The organism is Legionella nigrisilvae, assembly GCF_977063395.2.
Window position 1 is genome coordinate 1 of sequence record NZ_CDRUGZ020000041.1, and the last position, 17,121, is coordinate 17,121.

The window sequence follows — 17,121 nt, forward strand, 5'->3', positions numbered from 1 at the left end:
AGCGTTCAATCTGAGCCAGGATCAAACTCTTCAGTTCAATTCCTGTGCTAGTTTAAAACCAGCTTCTTTTACTTCATTTACTTCTAAGCACTCAAAGGTTCTTCAAAGTGCCCACACAGTTTGTCTTTCATTTTTTAATGATCGCGCCCTAAAGGCATATAATTTTAGCTTTCGCTGAATAAGATTTTGCTCAGGAATTAAATACAAGAAGATATTTTTTCAAAAAAAATCTACTATTTTTATAACATTGAGCTCTAACAAATCACCGTGAGGTGTTTGCTAATCGGGAAATGAGGAAAATTTCTTAACCACGTTTCTTAATATAATATTTAATTTATAATTTGTCAAATAAAAATCAAATAGAACAATTTTAATTCATATTCATTATAATTCATTTAACAAAGATGTGAAGCTTAAACTAAACTTAAATGAATAGCAAATAACTAATCACGGATGATGGAGGGCTAATTATGAAAGCACTATGTTGGCATGGTAAGCATGATGTTAAAATCGAAACTGTCCCCGAGCCCCATATAATCAATAAGCAAGATGCCATAATTAGAATTACAACTACGGCTATCTGTGGATCGGATTTACACCTTTATAACGATATGATGCCCACTATGGAATCGGGAGATATCCTAGGTCATGAATTTATGGGAGAAGTTGTTGATGTAACTCCAGGGAACAAAAAATTAAAAGCTGGAGACAAAGTAGTCGTTCCTTTCACTATTTCTTGTGGCAAATGTACTTTTTGTAAACGAAAGTTATTTGCTCTATGCGAATGCTCAAATCCAAACAGTGAGTTAGCAAAAAAACAACTAGGACAATCACCTGCAGGATTATTTGGTTATTCTCATTTATTAGGAGGATATGCAGGAGGACAAGCTGAATTTGTTCGAGTACCTTATTCTGATATAGGTCCTATTAAAGTACCTTCCGATATTGAAGATGAAAAGGTTTTATTTTTAAGTGATATTTTACCTACTGGATATATGGCTGCGGAAAACTGTCAAATCAATCCTGGTGATATCGTGGCAATATGGGGCTGTGGCCCTGTCGGTCAGTTCGCCATTCAAAGTGCATGGATGTTAGGCGCTGAACGCGTAATAGCCATTGACTGCATACCCGAACGCTTAAAACTCGCGGAAACGTATGGAAAAGCTGAAACGATTAACTTCGAAAAGGAAGACGTTTACGACGCATTAATGATCATGACCAAAGGAAAAGGTCCTCATTCATGTATTGATGCCGTAGGATGTGAAGCTCATGTCGGCCCCTCCTACGATTCGATAATTGATCGGGTAAAACAAGCTGCCTACATGACTTCTGGACGAGCTCATGTTTTGCGAGAAGCAATAAAATGCTGTGCGAAAGGAGGAACTTTGTCTATTCCAGGTGTTTATGTAGGAAATTTAGACAATATCCCAATAGGAATGGCCATGAATAAAGGCCTAACCTTAAAAATGGGTCAGACGCATGTACCTCGATATACCAAACTTTTGTTAGATAAAATTTTAGAAGGGACAATTGATCCCTCCAAAATTATCACCCATCGTATCAAATTAAAAAATGCTCCTGATGCTTATGAAACCTTTAATGCAAGGGAAAAAGGATGCATTAAAGTGGTAATGACCCCTTAAATAGGAGAATTAGCATGGATATTTACGAATATTTAAAAATGGATCATGAGCATGTAGCTCATTTATTTGATCAATTTAAAGAATCTGAACTTCCAGCACGTAGAAAGCAGATTATGTCTTTAATTGCCCAGGAACTGCTTATACATGCCCATTCTGAGCAAGAAACTTTCTATGAAGCTTTAAAACAATATGATTTAACTAAAGAGGATGCGACTCATGGAAAGAAAGAACATAAAGAAATTGAAAATCAAATTAAGCTGATTCTTCATTCAAAAGAATATGGTGCCCCATGGGTAAATCAAGTGAATAAATTAAAGAAAATTGTCGAACACCATGTAGATGAAGAAGAAGGAACTATTTTTGAAAATGCACGAAAAGTCTTATCCAAGGAAGAGGCTTATGAGATAAAAGAGCGGATGCATTATGTAAAACAACACTTATTGCTTTCTTTGCAAGAAAAAGAACGCCCTAAAAAACATACAACCATTAAAAAAACGGATAAAAATAAGAAAATGCATTATAAAAAAGTAGCGAAAAAAGATGAATCTCGAGCTAGAATACATTAATAAAGGTAATCAGGTATAAGGGAGTTTTTCATATGATTTTTATTGAAAAACCCTCTTTTATCCTGATTTTTTAGTTTTCACAGGTTTCTTTTTCATACTTTCTTTTAAAAGTGATACAAAATCTACTACTGAATCGTGGCTTTTTACAGCTTTAGTAACTTTTTTACCTGATTTTAAAAGGGCTTCTGTTTGTTTATCGAGCCATTTTTGTAACACTTCCCTGTATTCATTATGATATTTTTCAGGTTCCCACTTATTGGACATGTCCTTTATTAAATCCATTGCCATCTTAATTTCTTTTTCAGAAATTTTATATGTTGTGATTTCTTCTTTAGGAACATTTAACTCTTCTTCTGAGCGTATTTCATCTTGAAAATGAATTAAATACAGCAATATACTGTTTTTATGTGGAAGAATTAAACTTAAATATTCTTTTGTGCGTAATATAGTTTTAGCTACCCCTACTTTGTTGGTTTTTTTTAATGCTTCACGAAGAAGAACGTAGGCCTTCTTATTTTTACCTTCAGGGATTAAATAATAGGGTTTAGTAAAATAGAGACTATCAATTTCATCTAAATCTACAAATTCTTCGATGTCTATTGTTTTGTATAATTCGGGGCTTGCTTTTTCAAATGCTTCTTCATTTACGATAAGGTAATTACCCTTATCATATTCATATCCTTTAACAATATCCTCCCACGCGACTTCTTTTCCTGTATTCTCATCCACTCTTTGATATTTTATTCGCGACTTAGTTTTTGAGTTCAATAAATGAAAATGAATTTCATTATTTTCTTCAGTAGAAATCAAAGAAATAGGAATAGATACAAGCCCAAAAGAAATATCGCCTTTCCAAATTGATCGTGCCATTCTCTTACTCCTAATAACCAATCATTCAAAATAAGATGGACCACGAAAAGCCTACAATATTTAGTTTAGCTCTAACTCTATAAGCTACCTACCCCTTCTCATTTTTAAGTATGAACTATTTATTAGCCCTAAAACTTCGTGGATCATTTCCATGACTATCTTTTCTAAAATTCCATTTATTAAGTATGATTCTCAACCGTTTATTCAATGGTACTTGCCTTTGATGTGGCTCTCCTTCACTACGCCACTTTTGGTTTGGATCACTATGATGTCTCTATTTATATCATTATTCTCCAATCCATTATTTCATAAATTATAGTATAATTTTACAGTTGGAGATTAATTATCACTCTTAATAAAAAGGCACTGCTCTCCAGTGCCTTTTTATTTTTCTCAATTGTTATCTTAATGAATTATAGTAAGTATCTATTGTTTTTGGCCATGTTGCCATATCAGGCCAGTGATCCTTGTCAAATCCATATTCTTTTTTCAATTTTGATTGATTTATATTTAAAATAAAACATTCTTCATCAGCATTGTAACTGATACTTTTCCAGGGAAAGGCGAAATATTTTTCTCCTAAGCCTAAAAAGCCACCAAAGGATAAAACCACATATCTGGCTTCTCCAGTGAATTTATCCAATACAATTTCTTCAATTTCGCCCAAGGATTCTAATTCAGGTGATTTTACTTCTTTTCCCTTTACATCCTCTGTTCTTACAATATTAAAATTATCCATAATTTCTCTCCTTTTGTTTTTCATTAGACATTATAGGACATAAAAAAGAGAGCAGGATGAAAAATGTATAATTTTTGTCAATTAAAGAAAAAAGGGCCAAAAGGCCCTTTTGTTAACCCCCACGTGCTAGCAAAACTATAATTAAAATAAGAAGTATTAATCCAACGCCACCACTGGGGTAATAGCCCCATCCAGAACTATAGGGCCATGTGGGTAAAAGTCCTATAAGAATAACAATTAATATTATAAATAGAAGTAAATTCATATCAGTTCCTTTTAAAATGAATTTGATACATCCTTTATAATTTTAGATCAATTTTGAACCATCGCAATTAAGTTTATCCTTAATAATTAATCTTTTAACACAAATGAAATATGACCGGTTCTTTCTAAATATGCAGCACTAACATTTTTATAAGAGGAACGGTTTATCTGTTGCCGCATCTGTTCTGTTACATCTTTTTTAGTAATATTGAGTTGATTTAATGTTTTGTGCTGAAGAACACCATCTTTAATAAGCAGGTAGCGTTTTCCTTTAAAAAAATGCTCAAGTAATGCGTATTTTCGACAAAGAATAGCTAGAGTTTTATGGACCACTGCGATGCCAGCCACTCCTACTAATGTAGAAACTAAAGTAGCTGAGCCCGTTATTCCCCTACTGATTATCCCCCCTGAAATTACAATAGCTAATAGATCAAAGGAGTTATTTAATTTAAAGCGTCTATTTCCAAATCGTATAATAAGCGTACAAAAGACTAATAATAAAATGGCTCGAATAAAAATATAGATTAAATCATGATCTTGGTTTATCGAATAAATATAAGAAAGCATATAATTTCTCCATTGCATTAAAGGTAATTCTTCTTAATTTCCTCCCATTCTAGGATCCTTTAAAATTTAATATTTTCTATATTCTCTTCTAACCACTTAAGTAATAAACGATCTTTATTTTCTTTTATTCTAGAATGCTTTTTGATCCAAACTCCTAGATTATTTTTTTCCCATTGATGAATTATCTCGGGCAAAATATAACATTTTTTACAAATAGTGGGTGTATGACCTAATAAGTCTGCAACTTCTAATATAATATTTTTTAATTGTTCTGCATCAAAGTTAATTTTAGATAACCGATAAAGCACTTCCCTACAAGCCGCCCAAGTACGAAACTCCTTTGCTGTAAAGTTAAATTGGGTTAGGTTTTGCAAAAATAAGTTAACGTCTTGTGAGCTAATTTCTATAGGATTATTATTTTCATCTAGATATTTAAATAACCTATAACCGGGAATAGACTCACATTTTTTTAAAATTCTAAGGAGCTTTTTATCTTTTAAAACCACATGCCAGGGATGAGAATTTTTCCCTTTAAAATTTAAAATAGCCTGGGTAGATCTTAATTCGAGATGCTTTTTTCTTAAGGTGGTTATTCCATAAGAATTATTTAATTTTTCATGAATTTTATTCCCAATTCTTATAAAATAATTATCCAAAAGATATATTATTGCACATATAGTCTGGGTTTTATTCATAGATACTGGCTTATTTAATTCGCTTTCGACTTTCTTACGAATGATGGGTAACATTCTCCCAAAAGGAATTAGGGATTTGAATTTATTTTCATCCCTAATAACTCGCCACAGGGGATGATAACAATATTGTTTTTTTCCTTTTATATCTCGTCCGGTGGCCTGAATGTGACTATTTTCACAAGGAGAAATCCACACATTAGTATAGGCAGGTGGAATAGATAAAGAAGCTATTCTCTGTAATGTTTTTTTATTGGTTATTTTCGTACCGTCAGGATTAAAATAGAGAAAGGAATTCCCTTTTTTTAGACGAGATATCCCCGGAACTGAATCATCCCCATAAAAAATAGAACTAGAATCTAATTTATCATCCATAATAAACGTCATATTTGAATTTAAAGTAATAACAAATATACTTTGTTAATGATGCATTTAATGAGTCGAAAAGCCTTTTTCCATATTATAGTAAAAGGAAATTAAAATGATGCTTAAAGATTTTAAATGAAAATATCCACTCGCTTTAAAAAATTAGCAACTGGAAAAAAAAAAGGAAATTACCTTTAGAGAATTATTAAATAAATTTCATCAAAAAGATAATTTTTTTATAATCATATTATTAGCAATTCCTCCCGCTACTCCTTTATCTTTTATTCCAGGATTTTCCGCCCTTTTCGGATTTATGATTGCTGTGATTAGTCTGCAGTTATTAGCGAGTCGCAAAAAAATTTGGTTACCTTCCAAATTAAGCGAAAAAAAAGTCCCGCCCCAAATCAATGAGGGGATTTTAAAATTAATTCCATATATTGAATTTCTAGAAAAATACATTAAAAACAGAGCGAAATTTCTCACGTCACGATTCATTAGACCTCTTTTTGTGGTATTCATATTTATATTAAGCCTTTTACTCATGTTACCCATTCCTTACGTGGACTTTTTTTCTTCTTCGGCTATCATTATGATATCAATGGGGATTATTCAAAAAGATGGATTGCTTATCATAGTTGCTTTTATTTTAAGCTTAATATATCTCTTAATACTTTTTTACCTATTACGTGCAGCCCTTTTCTTAATCTATAAAGCCTATAATTATTTAAAATCTCTTTTTTAATTTTTAAAAATTGACGTCATGGAAGCGAAACTATGAAGCCGATTATAAAGAAAAACTTAAAAGAACGAATAATTTGGCGCTCTGTTAAATGGCCCCTCATTCTTTTATTTTTAAGTTTAATTTTTTTATTCACTAGCTACCTGAGCTTTTATCCCTCATTTCAGAGCTGGTCCCTGGTTTTAATTATTAGTGAGAAAGCAGCTAATTTACTTATCATTACCGCAATTCTTCTAGCATTATATAATTTACTCATGTTTACTTGTACGTATTACTCCCAAAAATTGAATGCTTCTGACTCTTCCTTAGCATTAATATTACAAAATATAAAAAGCAGTGCAAAAATTATTTTTATTTTAGTATGGCTCAATATTGTACTTTCCATGCTCCTTCCATTAAAACAACTGGTATATACCAATAAGATTTTTACAATCACTCTTATTTTGGCAATTAGTTGGATTGGAATACAGGTTTTAAACACCCTAGAGGATATCTATGCACAAAAGATGAGCACATTATCATTAGAAACTCGTATCCAGATAACCGAAATATATACAAAAATACATTTATTGAAAAATATAGGATTTATTGTTATTGGTCTTATTGCAGTTGCCGCTATTTTAATGAGTTTTAGTAATGTACGTAATATGGGAGTAAGTCTTTTAGCTTCTGCTGGATTTTTAACTGCCATTATCGGTTTCGCAGGTCAAAAAACATTAAGTGCTATCTTTTCAGGATTTTGGATTATTTTAAATGGTTCACTTAAAATCGGCGATACTTTATTTATTGATAAACATTGGGCCATTATCGAAGAAATTACTTTAACCAATGTTCTTTTACGTATGAAAGATAATCATCGTTTGATTATTCCGATCAGTTACTTTTTGGAAAATAAGGTAGAAAGTTTGGGACGTAAAGGAAATAGCTTAATAACCAGCGTTTATTTTTATATTGATTATTTGCTACCTATTTCAGTTTTACGGAAAGAATTGGATGAATTTTTAAATGAATCATTGTATTGGGATAAAAATATTAAACGAATACTCATTAATAAATTAGAGCAGAACTCAGTTCAAATTCGCGTTCAGGTGAGCACTACTGAGGGGGATAAAATCTCCGAGTTTCGAGCTGAAATTAGAGAAAAGTTTTTTAATATACTCCAAGAAAAATATTCGAAATATCTTCCTAAAACTAGACAAATTGGCATTGAGAATCAGGAAGAGAAAAAAGAATAAAACATCAGCATGACAGAAAAAAACATCATCAAAAACGTCATCCACCCTAGGGTGTTAGAGAGCCATCCATTCTTATACTTACCCATGATTTTTTTATTATTACAAATGAGAATAATAACAAAAATAAGCGGCAAGGCCACGATGCAATTTATTACCGCAGCAATTATTAACCCTTGGATTAAATTTACATGCAGGAAATTCATTATTAATCCTATTATAAAGGATAAAATAATGATCCCATAAAAACATTTTGCATTCTCGAAGTCATGAAAAAGCCCATTTTTCCAGTTCAATAAGCCTGAAATTGCATAAGAAGAGGAAGTAGCTAATATTGGAATACTTAGCATTCCTAGTCCAATTATTCCTAGAGAAAAAATTAACTTAGCAACATACCCAGCATGAGGAAAACTATGTACTACTGGCTCTAGTGCTTTGGCAGCATCAGCTGCTGTTTCAATATTTTCAATTCCATTAGCATGTAAGGTGATTCCAATAACCGCAATTATTGCCCAAGTACAAATTTGTGATAGAAACATACCAAAAAAATTATCTTTTCTTAATGAATCCATTCTCACAGCAGAAATTCGCACCAAACCATTGGATTTAGAAATTTTCCTCTTCTTATTTTCCTCAACCTCTTGTGACGATTCCCAAAAAAACATATATGGAGAAATACTAGTGCCAAATAAAGCAGTTAACATAAAAAAATAATCACTTGAGAATGTAAAATGGGGTATTAAGGTATTATTTAGAAGTTCGATCCAAGGAGTTTCTACTATAAACAGTGAAATAGGATAAACCAGTATAAAAAGACATAGCCACTTTAAAATTTTCACATACATTGTATATTTGAAATAAATAACTGCAAAAACAATAATCACGGTAAAAAAAACTAATGCAATGTAATTATTGATTGGAATAAGCAATCCAAGAGCCGCACTCATTGCTCCTAAATCAGCGGCTAAATTTATTGTATTGGCCATGAATAAACAGAAAACTAAAGGAATTAGTAATTTATTCCCATAATATTTTTGAATGGTAGAAGCTATCCCTTTATTTTTAGCCGCCCCGATGCGAGCACACATTTCTTGAATAGCGGTCATCAATGGCAGCATAAGGAGAACAGACCATAACTGTCCAAACCCGAATTTCGCTCCTGATTGAGCGCAAGTTGCAATTCCAGAAGGATCATTATCCGAAATGCCAGTGATTAGACCAGGACCTAATCGATTAAAAAATCGTTGCACTTTCTTAAGATATTCTTTCATGACATATCCTTTATATGTTTATTAAAATAAAAAGGTATTTTTCCTAAAGCATATAAGGAAGCTAATTTTTGCTTTTTCGGTTTTGATCCCGAAAATATGACAGTTTCTGAAAATATCCTCTTTTTATTCCCCTGATTTATTAACCAGGCAAAACAAATTGTTCCAGGGGTTATTCCATCAATGGGTTTAGAACCCGCAATACCAGTTGTTGATACAGCAATATTTCCACAAGACAACTGCAGAGCGCCCTCCACCATTTCTCGTGCAACCTCCTCACTGGTCAGATTGAACTTATCAATAGTTTGCTTTTTTACGCCTAGAATTTTTAATTTAGCTTCTTCCGAATACACAACAAAACCGGTATCCAAAACCTGACCGCTCTTTGGGATTTTACTTAATAAATGTATGATACAACCCGCTGTACAAGACTCAGCTGTACTTAATTTGAGATTATGTAATTTCAAAAAAGAAATAAGCTCCGTTAATTCTTCTCGAGTCATTTCAGTCCTTTGATTTTTTTATAAATCATACCTAAAGAGTAAAATATAGCAATTCATTGTTTTTAAGTATTTAATTAAATTCTATTATTTTTTAAAAAAAATAAAATTATGGGATATCCCTAGTCTAAAATATAAGAAAACGATCAAAAGGACATGAATATATTAGGGAGAAGCAAATGGGACTAGGACAATATCAGAAGAAAAGGGATTTTTCTAAAACTCCTGAACCGAAGGGTATAGTAAATCCTAAAGATTCTCATCTATTTATTATTCAAAAACATGCTGCCAGCCATTTACATTATGATTTTCGTCTAGAACTTCATGGGGTTTTAAAAAGTTGGGCTGTACCTAAAGGGCCCAGCCTAGATCCTAAAGTGAAACGATTGGCTATGCACGTGGAAGATCATCCTATCGAATATGGCAATTTCGAAGGTATTATTCCCAAAGGGCAATATGGAGGAGGTACTGTAATGCTGTGGGATAAAGGGAGTTGGGAGCCTTTAGATCCCGATCCTTACTCAGCTTATGAAAAAGGACATTTGCGATTTGAATTACATGCTGAAAAATTAAAAGGACGATGGGATTTAATACGCTTTAAGGATGAGAAACATTGGTTTTTAATCAAATATGACGACGAATTCGCTAAAGATCAATCGGACTATGAAATAACTGAAAAATTAAGTAAAAGTATTAAAACCAATCAAACGATGGAACAGATCGCTAAAAATTCAGAGGATGTTTGGGAGAGTGGCGGTTCAAAAAAAAGAAAAACCACACACACTAAACTTAAATCACAAACACCTGTCATTGTACTACCTGAGGGTCTTCATAAGGTAACTTTTCCTGACTTCATCCCTCCGCAACTCGCAACTTTAGTCGATACACCACCGAGTGGAGAAAACTGGCTTCACGAGGTTAAATTTGATGGTTATAGAATTTTAGCATTTAAAAATGGGGATGAAGTTGTATTAAAATCACGAAACAATAAAGATTGGACCCAGGACTTGCTTCCTATAGCCGAAGCAATCAAAGAACTACCCTATAAAAATATTATTTTGGATGGAGAGGTTGTTCTCTTAGATAAAGAAGGAAAATCAGATTTTCAATTACTACAAAACTCAATAAAAAATAAAAAATATAGCAATTTCGTATATTTCTTGTTTGATATTCTTTATTTTGATCAATATGACTTAAGAAATCTCCCTTTGATTGAACGAAAATCTATTCTAAAAAATATTTTAAATTTTAAATCCTCAACGTTGACCTTTAGTGATCATATTGTCAACGAAGGCCAATTAATGTTTGAACACTCCTGTGAATATGGTTTAGAAGGAATCATTTCAAAACGAATTGAGAGTACTTACACATCAAAGCGTTCTAAAGATTGGTTAAAAATCAAATGCTTAAAGCGTCAGGAATTTGTAATTGGAGGCTACACTCCTCCTAAAGGTGGACGCCAATTTTTCGGTTCTCTCTTTTTAGGAGTTTTTAATGATATAGGCGAACTCGAATATGCAGGTAACGTAGGAACTGGATTTACCGAATCTAGTTTGAAAACGATTCACAACCAACTCGTCGAACATAAAGCACAAAAAAATCCATTTACATCATATCCACCGGGGCATACCACCGCAACGTGGGTTAAGCCAACTTTAGTAGCTGAAATTGAGTTTACTGAATGGACTCAAGATGGGCATTTACGTCATCCCAGTTTTAAAGGAATGCGTGTTGATAAAAAAGCAAATAAAGTCACTAGAGAGCGGGAAATACCTGTAGAAGATATAAAAAAAGAAGAGAAAAAAGAAGTATCTTCAAAAGCGTCAAACAAAAGTATAGTTAAATTAACTCACCCTTCTAAAATTCTCTATCCCGAGGATAATATCACAAAACAAGATCTTTACGATTACTATGAAGCGGTAAGTGATTATATGCTTCCTTACCTCACTTTAAGGCCTTTAACCCTAGTGCGGTGTCCTGATGATTATGGAACCTGTTTTTATCAGCGTCATTATAATAAGGGAACTCCAAAATTTCTTCATCCGGTAGAGATGAAAAATGAAGATGAAATAGAAAAATATATTTATTTGAATGATACGCAAGGCCTTTTAAGTCTTATACAGATGGGAGTTTTAGAAATCCACCCGTGGGGAAGTACGATCTCCCATTTGGATCAACCGGACATAATTATTTTTGATTTAGATCCTGCTCCAGATGTTCCTTGGAGAAAAGTAGTAGAAGGAGCGCGGGAAGTCCGAAAATACTTAGAAGAATATAATCTTCAGTCTTTTGTAAAAAGTACTGGTGGAAAAGGTCTACATGTGGTGATTCCTATAAAACCAGAATATGATTGGGAAGAAATAAAGAACTTTACGAAGGTGTTTGTCCAATTCCTAGAACAAATAAAACCTCAAAATTATATTAGTAAAATGACAAAATCGAAACGCTCAGGAAAAATATTTGTTGATTATTTACGTAATCAAAAAACTGCAACAGCTATAGGACCTTATTCTACGCGAGCTCGTCTTCACGCCCCTATAGCTACTCCTCTTTCTTGGGATGAACTCAGTGATCGAATGGAGGATAATACGTTTAATATGAGAGCCCTCTTACTTCGTTTAAAAAATTTAAAAGAAGATCCCTGGAAAAATTTTTGGGATGTAAAACAATCATTGGGTCTAGATAAATTGTAATTCCTAAATCTAGCGATTCGAATGAGGTCTTAAAATAATTTAAGACCTCATTCGGAACTTATTTTTTCTTACCGCCCCCATCTTGTTTATTTACCGTACGCCAAGCTCGCTCTTCAGCTTCCTTTTTAGAAACTCCTTTTTTCTCGTAAGAGTTTTCGATATGCTCAGCTTGACGTTTTTGTTTGTCGGTATAACTTGATTTATCTCCTTTACTCATAGCAACCTCCTTTTCGTCAGTTAAGCTCACTATTAAAACAATACCTTTATTATAGTTCTAAATTTCGCCTCTTTCGGTATGTCTCAATATTAAAAGGGTTTTCCTTATATCGGTTGACAAAGAAATATAGCAGGCTAGTCTTTATATAGTGCAATGCAATATTTAAAATGATTGGAGAATAAACATGGATATGAACAAAAGGACTAGTGAAATGAAAAATAAAGTGAATGAATTCAGCGCTAACGCTCAAGAAAAGGCTGAATCAATAACTGAACAAGTGAAAGACTCAATGTCAGATATGTATGAAGAGAGTAAGAAACAATTTAATAACATGGAAGAATATGTAGAAGAGTATGCAGACGAATTACTGCAAAAAGTAAAAGAAAATCCCCTAACCTCTTTGCTTATTGCGGGTGGAATCGGATTTCTAATTTCTAGACTCTTAAAAAAATAATCCTTTATCTAAGATAGCCACTAAGCGGTGGCTATCTTATCAGAATACCTACTTATCTTTCGTTATAGACCTTCCTACAATTTGATACCCTCGCTAGGGGAAGAGATATGGGTATTGTATTGATTTTCTAGGTTATATAATTGTATCGCATTTTGCATAATTTCAACTGCCTCATAAAATTGACTTCGAGGAGTCTCAGGAAGTTGTTTTAGGTAGGCAACTGTATCGATGTTATTGGGTGCAAAAAGATCACTTGAAAGATAACTGGGATTTCGTAAAACTTCTTTCATCTCATTTTCAAGCGATAAATATTCCTCAACCATCTCTTTAACCGACCAGCCTGGAATATTATTTGAATTTTTTAATATGACAGGTAATAAATTGTTAACCATCAATAAATAAAATGTTAAAAGCATAGATAATGTACGACCAACACCATCAGGAAATGGGTGGTGTAAAACCATGTATTTTATAAATTTGAATATGGCGGTCAATTTTTCACGTTTTGAATTTGACTCCGAAATCTCTTTCTTATAAGTCATTAAGTGGGAATGGCAAACTTCATTAAGGTATCGCTCCACATCAACAATTTTTTCATCCATTTCAGAGCAACGGATATTGATTACCTGATCTTGCTTGAGCATATCCCAAATTAATACTGCTTTTTCTCTAGGATCAAAATCCTTATCCCTGGTACTAGCAATAACTTTTCCACTCTTATCAATAAAGGAGAGTCCTTTACACTCAGGTGTCTGCATGTAGAGTAAAATTTCAAAAATGCCATCAAAGGTATTTTGTTTCGAGTCCAATGCCCATCCAACTAACGAATTTTTCCTGAACTCACCTTCTCTTACAATTGTAAATAGATTCTTGACACCCGCTGTACATGAAGCATGAAGCGACTTTATAAATTCTATATCAAGAGCATCTGCCTGATGTAAATTTTTTAAAATAAAGGCAAAGCCATGTGCCATACCAAGCATGTAACCAGGCTCTGATTGCTCAAAACCAGTCCATGCTCTACGCATTTCGATATAATCTTTAAGTAATTGTTGGTCTTGTTCCTCAAACTTGAAAAAATGTATAATTAAATTCAGTAAACTTAAATTAAATATTGAGAATCCTCGAGTTGCCAGCTGATATAGTTCATTTAGTTTAACCGTTTCTAAATATTCCATAATTTCCTCTCTTTTGAGGATTCTGTAAGCTCCATGAAAATTAATTTTTATATCTTCCAGGGACTTAATAAGCAAATCGTATGAAAATTGTCTGTCATCATACCTCGAGCGCTCAACAAAAAAACGCCAAAGTTCGATACATGGGAAGTTTTGCAAGAAATAATGCGCTTTATTTTTTTCTTTGTTAGGTTCTGAGAAAAAAAATTTTTTCATTCTAAATACCTCTGTATTTTCTATTCTTTTGTTTAGATAAATTGACCCACACGTAAATGTTCATTCGAGAAAAGGTAGATATGTATCAACAAAACTATGGAGTAATTTTCGGGAGGATTTATAAATAAAAACAGTCTATTGACCTCATACGGAGCATGGATAATGTAAATTTTTATGCTTAAAAATACATAAAGCGATTAATGATATATGTGGACTGATTAACTTAAATATCTTCCTCAACAAAGACTACTGCTCATGCTTCATAGTTTATTGATTAGGAATAACTAAGTTTACCTGTCCCCCATCCATCCTTAACATTCGTCTGCTAATTGGATGAATCATTAATATTCAGGTGAAATTATATTTGGATTTTATTAAGAGATTATTAAGGATCTTAAAAAATGTAGCGTCGAATGCTTTCAAGTTAATAGTTACCAAACCGCGTCAAGGTTGAGTAATCATCAGAGGCTTAGTTTCGCCCCGCACTCGATTTCATGACTATCGGATCCCATGGCGGGAATTTCAATTCGGATGGATTCACATATAATTCTTCTTTAAAACATAAGTCGGTAGACTAAGATTTTTTAAAAATCATAGTCTACCTTTTTAGTTATTTTTGTTCACAGGTGATTTTAGTACAATCTCTACAGTTTTTTGCTGCAAAAGCAAAAGAATCTGCCGCAGAACCTTGTTTATTCGCCATTCGATCATCAGCAGCCTTATCTGCTGCTACATCGCTACTGCTAGCATTAGTAGTACAATTCCATTTTGAGTTCATATCGGTGGCAGAAAAACCTACATTGGATGATAAAATAAGAATAGCTAAAATTAATTTTTTCATGTTAATCCCTTATTTAAATTGATCTTGGAAATCTTTTACCGCTTTATTGACCTCATCTTTTGAGTAACCATAATGTTTTTGTAATTTTCCATAAATTTCCTGATGAGACCCTTCAATTTCTTTAAAGTCATCGTCAGTTAATTTACCCCAAGTTTTTTTCATTTTTCCTTTTATTTCTTCCCATTTTCCTTGAAATATATCTTTATTCACAATGTTCTCCTGATGAAAGGTCTAAAATACTCAATTAAAGAAGAGCGAATTTGTCGACTTAAAGAAGGGTCACCTCTCTTATTTTCCCACTGAATGTTTTGCAGCTTCGGAAGAATGATGCTGAGCATGTTCATGGTGACCGCGAGCTAAATGTGCATGGTGATGGCCTTGTTCATGATCTCCAGATTGATGGTATTTCGCAGCTTCATTGTGATGTTCAGAAGCTTTTTTATGGTGTTCTGCTGCAAGTGTATGGTGTTGTTTTAATTTATCTTTATCCATATGATTGTTCATTTTACGTTCCTTATTGTTTAATACAGCTTTTAGGATAGTTGCTGAATTCATAATCCCAGTCAATTTAAGGAAAATGCCTAGTATTAATTAAGGATTTTTATAAGATCTAATTTAAATTATCGACTATATTTAGATATATTATCTAAGGGAGATACACATGGACGAATACAACCAAAAAGGATCATTTACAGCTAAAGAACATTTAGAGAAAGCTTCTTGTCAAATGTTAGAAGAAGGTTTCAATAAAGTTTGCGAATTTGAACAAACTATAGAAAAACATATAAACGACCTTTCCTGGAAAATAAAGAATAAACCGATGACCTCCGTCTTAATTGCAGCAGGTATTGGATATATTTGGGCGAAATTGACCAAATAAATCTTAATCTTTATCAATAGAAATAATTCTTCTTATATTTGCTTAAGAAATGAATTCTAAATGACTTAATAAAGTTAAATATAAAGGGATTTTATTATGAACAAAAATAAGCTTCAAAGACCCCCTCAACATCAAAATAAGCAACCGGGAGTAGAAAAAAAAATGCATCCCGACCCCATTTATCTCATTCCAAACTATCAGGGAAGTAATAAACTAAAGGGAAAAAAAGTTTTAATTACAGGAGGAGATAGTGGCATTGGTAAGGCTGTAGCCTGCTTATTTGCACAAGAAGGAGCTGATATTTTTATTCATTATTTGGATGAACATGAGGATGCGAAGCAGACTAAAAAAAATATAGAAGAAATAGGACAAAAATGTTGGTTAAATCATGGCGATTTACAGGAATATTCCACTTGCGAAGAACTAGGTAAACTATGCATAAAAGAATGTGGAACGATTGATATTCTTATCAATAATATTGCGGTTCAATATCCTCAAGATAGTGTAGAAGAAATTAGCTGTGAACAAATGGAACGAACTTTTAAAACTAACTTTTTTTCTTGTTTTTATATGACAAAAGTTTTATTACCCCACTTAAAGAAGGGCTCTGGAATTATAAATACCACCTCGGTGACAGCTTATAAAGGAAACGATCACTTAATAGATTATGCTTCAACGAAAGGAGCATTAGTGGCATTTACACGGTCTCTTTCGCAAAATTTAGTTAAAAAAGGAATCCGAGTAAATGGGGTAGCACCAGGTCCTGTATGGACCCCGTTAATTCCTTCTAGTTTTGAAGCAGATGAAGTGAGTCATTTTGGAGAACAAGTGCCTATGAAACGCGCTGCTCATCCTTATGAAATTGCTCCTGCATATTTATACCTTGCCTCTGAAGATTCCTCTTATATGACAGGACAAATATTGCACCCCAATGGAGGGGTCATAGTAAATGGCTAGTAAAAATTTGTTTAATCACCATCTTTAAACTCTATATTTCTTTCGCTTAACTGGGGGAACCACTTCACTCTCGAAAATGGTTCCCAATTTGCAAAGTTTCATCTTTAATGGATATGTTTGAAACAACCTGGTAAGCAAATTGTTCTAGCTTACTCAATGGTAGATCATTTAGATGTATTAACTGTAGACCTCGCAATATTTTCTTGCTTACCCTAATTTTAAATTTAACACTCGTATGGTAT

20 protein-coding genes are annotated in these 17,121 nt (G+C 32.9%); 8 read left to right on the plus strand and 12 right to left on the minus strand.

Annotated features, from left to right (window positions below; genetic code table 11):
* The first annotated feature begins 470 nt into the window (after nt 1–470).
* Together ACWTE2_RS26000 and ACWTE2_RS26005 are read left to right on the plus strand one after the other, a co-directional pair.
* Nucleotides 471–1,643 carry a zinc-dependent alcohol dehydrogenase gene (locus ACWTE2_RS26000; protein WP_454785031.1) on the plus strand — a complete coding sequence of 391 codons (1,173 nt, stop codon included), beginning with the start codon at nt 471–473 and terminating at the stop codon, nt 1,641–1,643.
* Between the two features lie 14 nt (nt 1,644–1,657).
* On the plus strand, nt 1,658–2,209 hold the full coding sequence (locus ACWTE2_RS26005) for a hemerythrin domain-containing protein (protein WP_454785032.1): 552 nt from the start codon (nt 1,658–1,660) through the stop codon (nt 2,207–2,209).
* 57 nt (nt 2,210–2,266) lie between these two features.
* Here ACWTE2_RS26005 and ku read toward each other — a convergent pair whose 3' ends face one another.
* The 5 genes from ku to ACWTE2_RS26030 all read right to left on the minus strand — a co-directional run bounded on the left by ku (nt 2,267) and on the right by ACWTE2_RS26030 (nt 5,716).
* Nucleotides 2,267–3,079 carry a non-homologous end joining protein Ku gene (gene ku, locus ACWTE2_RS26010; protein ID WP_454785033.1) on the minus strand — a complete coding sequence of 271 codons (813 nt, stop codon included), beginning with the start codon at nt 3,077–3,079 and terminating at the stop codon, nt 2,267–2,269.
* Between the two features lie 400 nt (nt 3,080–3,479).
* Nucleotides 3,480–3,818 (minus strand): PRC-barrel domain-containing protein, encoded by a 339-nt coding sequence (locus tag ACWTE2_RS26015; protein WP_182393133.1) that lies wholly within the window; start codon nt 3,816–3,818, stop codon nt 3,480–3,482.
* A 112-nt stretch (nt 3,819–3,930) separates the two neighbouring features.
* Nucleotides 3,931–4,083, minus strand: coding sequence for a DUF3309 family protein (locus ACWTE2_RS26020; RefSeq protein ID WP_182393132.1), 153 nt, complete (start codon nt 4,081–4,083; stop codon nt 3,931–3,933).
* Between the two features lie 86 nt (nt 4,084–4,169).
* Nucleotides 4,170–4,649, minus strand: coding sequence for a DUF421 domain-containing protein (locus tag ACWTE2_RS26025; protein WP_454785034.1), 480 nt, complete (start codon nt 4,647–4,649; stop codon nt 4,170–4,172).
* 59 nt (nt 4,650–4,708) lie between these two features.
* Nucleotides 4,709–5,716 (minus strand): DNA topoisomerase IB, encoded by a 1,008-nt coding sequence (locus ACWTE2_RS26030; RefSeq protein WP_454785035.1) that lies wholly within the window; start codon nt 5,714–5,716, stop codon nt 4,709–4,711.
* A 178-nt stretch (nt 5,717–5,894) separates the two neighbouring features.
* Here ACWTE2_RS26030 and ACWTE2_RS26035 point away from each other — a divergent pair, with 178 nt between their 5' ends.
* Together ACWTE2_RS26035 and ACWTE2_RS26040 are read left to right on the plus strand one after the other, a co-directional pair.
* Nucleotides 5,895–6,449, plus strand: a complete 555-nt coding sequence (locus ACWTE2_RS26035; protein WP_454785393.1) for an exopolysaccharide biosynthesis protein — start codon at nt 5,895–5,897, stop codon at nt 6,447–6,449.
* A 32-nt stretch (nt 6,450–6,481) separates the two neighbouring features.
* The gene (locus tag ACWTE2_RS26040; RefSeq protein ID WP_454785036.1) at nt 6,482–7,681 is read left to right on the plus strand and encodes a mechanosensitive ion channel family protein; all 1,200 of its coding nucleotides are present in this window, start codon (nt 6,482–6,484) and stop codon (nt 7,679–7,681) included.
* Here the strand turns inward: ACWTE2_RS26040 and ACWTE2_RS26045 are convergent.
* The gene (locus ACWTE2_RS26045) at nt 7,660–8,949 is read right to left on the minus strand and encodes an NRAMP family divalent metal transporter (protein WP_454785037.1); all 1,290 of its coding nucleotides are present in this window, start codon (nt 8,947–8,949) and stop codon (nt 7,660–7,662) included. The two genes, ACWTE2_RS26040 and ACWTE2_RS26045, sit on opposite strands and share 22 nt — an antisense overlap.
* Complete coding sequence (locus ACWTE2_RS26050) at nt 8,946–9,449, minus strand: CinA family protein (protein ID WP_454785038.1); 504 nt, start codon at nt 9,447–9,449, stop codon at nt 8,946–8,948. Before ACWTE2_RS26050 ends, ACWTE2_RS26045 begins: the two co-directional genes overlap by 4 nt.
* Before the next feature lie 176 nt (nt 9,450–9,625).
* Between ACWTE2_RS26050 and ligD the strand changes: the two genes are divergently transcribed.
* Nucleotides 9,626–12,139: a DNA ligase D gene (gene ligD, locus ACWTE2_RS26055; protein WP_454785039.1), complete on the plus strand. Its 2,514-nt coding sequence runs from the start codon at nt 9,626–9,628 to the stop codon at nt 12,137–12,139.
* A 58-nt stretch (nt 12,140–12,197) separates the two neighbouring features.
* Here the strand turns inward: ligD and ACWTE2_RS26060 are convergent, their stop codons facing one another.
* Nucleotides 12,198–12,356, minus strand: coding sequence for a hypothetical protein (locus ACWTE2_RS26060; RefSeq protein WP_454785040.1), 159 nt, complete (start codon nt 12,354–12,356; stop codon nt 12,198–12,200).
* Nucleotides 12,357–12,567: 211 nt separating this feature from the next.
* Between ACWTE2_RS26060 and ACWTE2_RS26065 the strand changes: the two genes are divergently transcribed.
* The gene (locus tag ACWTE2_RS26065) at nt 12,568–12,810 is read left to right on the plus strand and encodes an ElaB/YgaM/YqjD family protein (RefSeq protein ID WP_454785041.1); all 243 of its coding nucleotides are present in this window, start codon (nt 12,568–12,570) and stop codon (nt 12,808–12,810) included.
* Between the two features lie 74 nt (nt 12,811–12,884).
* On the opposite strand, the gene ACWTE2_RS26070 is transcribed toward ACWTE2_RS26065, so the two are convergent.
* From ACWTE2_RS26070 to ACWTE2_RS26085, 4 genes are all read right to left on the minus strand, one after another.
* Entirely contained in the window at nt 12,885–14,201 is a 1,317-nt protein-coding gene (locus ACWTE2_RS26070; RefSeq protein ID WP_454785042.1) for a hypothetical protein, read from the minus strand.
* Nucleotides 14,202–14,811: 610 nt separating this feature from the next.
* A complete protein-coding gene (locus ACWTE2_RS26075) occupies nt 14,812–15,042 on the minus strand; it encodes a hypothetical protein (RefSeq protein ID WP_454785043.1) in 231 nt (76 codons plus the stop codon).
* A gap of 9 nt (nt 15,043–15,051) precedes the next feature.
* The gene (locus ACWTE2_RS26080; RefSeq protein WP_454785044.1) at nt 15,052–15,252 is read right to left on the minus strand and encodes a CsbD family protein; all 201 of its coding nucleotides are present in this window, start codon (nt 15,250–15,252) and stop codon (nt 15,052–15,054) included.
* A 78-nt stretch (nt 15,253–15,330) separates the two neighbouring features.
* Nucleotides 15,331–15,546 carry a hypothetical protein gene (locus tag ACWTE2_RS26085; RefSeq protein ID WP_454785045.1) on the minus strand — a complete coding sequence of 72 codons (216 nt, stop codon included), beginning with the start codon at nt 15,544–15,546 and terminating at the stop codon, nt 15,331–15,333.
* A 157-nt stretch (nt 15,547–15,703) separates the two neighbouring features.
* Here ACWTE2_RS26085 and ACWTE2_RS26090 point away from each other — a divergent pair, with 157 nt between their 5' ends.
* Together ACWTE2_RS26090 and ACWTE2_RS26095 are read left to right on the plus strand one after the other, a co-directional pair.
* The gene (locus ACWTE2_RS26090; protein WP_454785046.1) at nt 15,704–15,922 is read left to right on the plus strand and encodes a hypothetical protein; all 219 of its coding nucleotides are present in this window, start codon (nt 15,704–15,706) and stop codon (nt 15,920–15,922) included.
* Nucleotides 15,923–16,018: 96 nt separating this feature from the next.
* Nucleotides 16,019–16,879: an SDR family oxidoreductase gene (locus tag ACWTE2_RS26095; RefSeq protein ID WP_182393117.1), complete on the plus strand. Its 861-nt coding sequence runs from the start codon at nt 16,019–16,021 to the stop codon at nt 16,877–16,879.
* The last annotated feature ends 242 nt before the right edge of the window (nt 16,880–17,121 follow it).

Bases quoted from the DNA above. Each gene is read 5' to 3' on its own strand.
- ACWTE2_RS26000 (WP_454785031.1), top strand. From the start codon at position 471: ATGAAAGCACTATGTTGGCATGGTAAGCATGATGTTAAAATCGAAACT.
- ACWTE2_RS26005 (WP_454785032.1), top strand. From the start codon at position 1,658: ATGGATATTTACGAATATTTAAAAATGGATCATGAGCATGTAGCTCAT.
- ku (WP_454785033.1), bottom strand. From the start codon at position 3,079: ATGGCACGATCAATTTGGAAAGGCGATATTTCTTTTGGGCTTGTATCT.
- ACWTE2_RS26015 (WP_182393133.1), bottom strand. From the start codon at position 3,818: ATGGATAATTTTAATATTGTAAGAACAGAGGATGTAAAGGGAAAAGAA.
- ACWTE2_RS26020 (WP_182393132.1), bottom strand. From the start codon at position 4,083: ATGAATTTACTTCTATTTATAATATTAATTGTTATTCTTATAGGACTT.
- ACWTE2_RS26025 (WP_454785034.1), bottom strand. From the start codon at position 4,649: ATGCTTTCTTATATTTATTCGATAAACCAAGATCATGATTTAATCTAT.
- ACWTE2_RS26030 (WP_454785035.1), bottom strand. From the start codon at position 5,716: ATGGATGATAAATTAGATTCTAGTTCTATTTTTTATGGGGATGATTCA.
- ACWTE2_RS26040 (WP_454785036.1), top strand. From the start codon at position 6,482: ATGAAGCCGATTATAAAGAAAAACTTAAAAGAACGAATAATTTGGCGC.
- ACWTE2_RS26045 (WP_454785037.1), bottom strand. From the start codon at position 8,949: ATGAAAGAATATCTTAAGAAAGTGCAACGATTTTTTAATCGATTAGGT.
- ACWTE2_RS26050 (WP_454785038.1), bottom strand. From the start codon at position 9,449: ATGACTCGAGAAGAATTAACGGAGCTTATTTCTTTTTTGAAATTACAT.
- ligD (WP_454785039.1), top strand. From the start codon at position 9,626: ATGGGACTAGGACAATATCAGAAGAAAAGGGATTTTTCTAAAACTCCT.
- ACWTE2_RS26060 (WP_454785040.1), bottom strand. From the start codon at position 12,356: ATGAGTAAAGGAGATAAATCAAGTTATACCGACAAACAAAAACGTCAA.
- ACWTE2_RS26065 (WP_454785041.1), top strand. From the start codon at position 12,568: ATGAAAAATAAAGTGAATGAATTCAGCGCTAACGCTCAAGAAAAGGCT.
- ACWTE2_RS26070 (WP_454785042.1), bottom strand. From the start codon at position 14,201: ATGAAAAAATTTTTTTTCTCAGAACCTAACAAAGAAAAAAATAAAGCG.
- ACWTE2_RS26075 (WP_454785043.1), bottom strand. From the start codon at position 15,042: ATGAAAAAATTAATTTTAGCTATTCTTATTTTATCATCCAATGTAGGT.
- ACWTE2_RS26085 (WP_454785045.1), bottom strand. From the start codon at position 15,546: ATGAACAATCATATGGATAAAGATAAATTAAAACAACACCATACACTT.
- ACWTE2_RS26090 (WP_454785046.1), top strand. From the start codon at position 15,704: ATGGACGAATACAACCAAAAAGGATCATTTACAGCTAAAGAACATTTA.
- ACWTE2_RS26095 (WP_182393117.1), top strand. From the start codon at position 16,019: ATGAACAAAAATAAGCTTCAAAGACCCCCTCAACATCAAAATAAGCAA.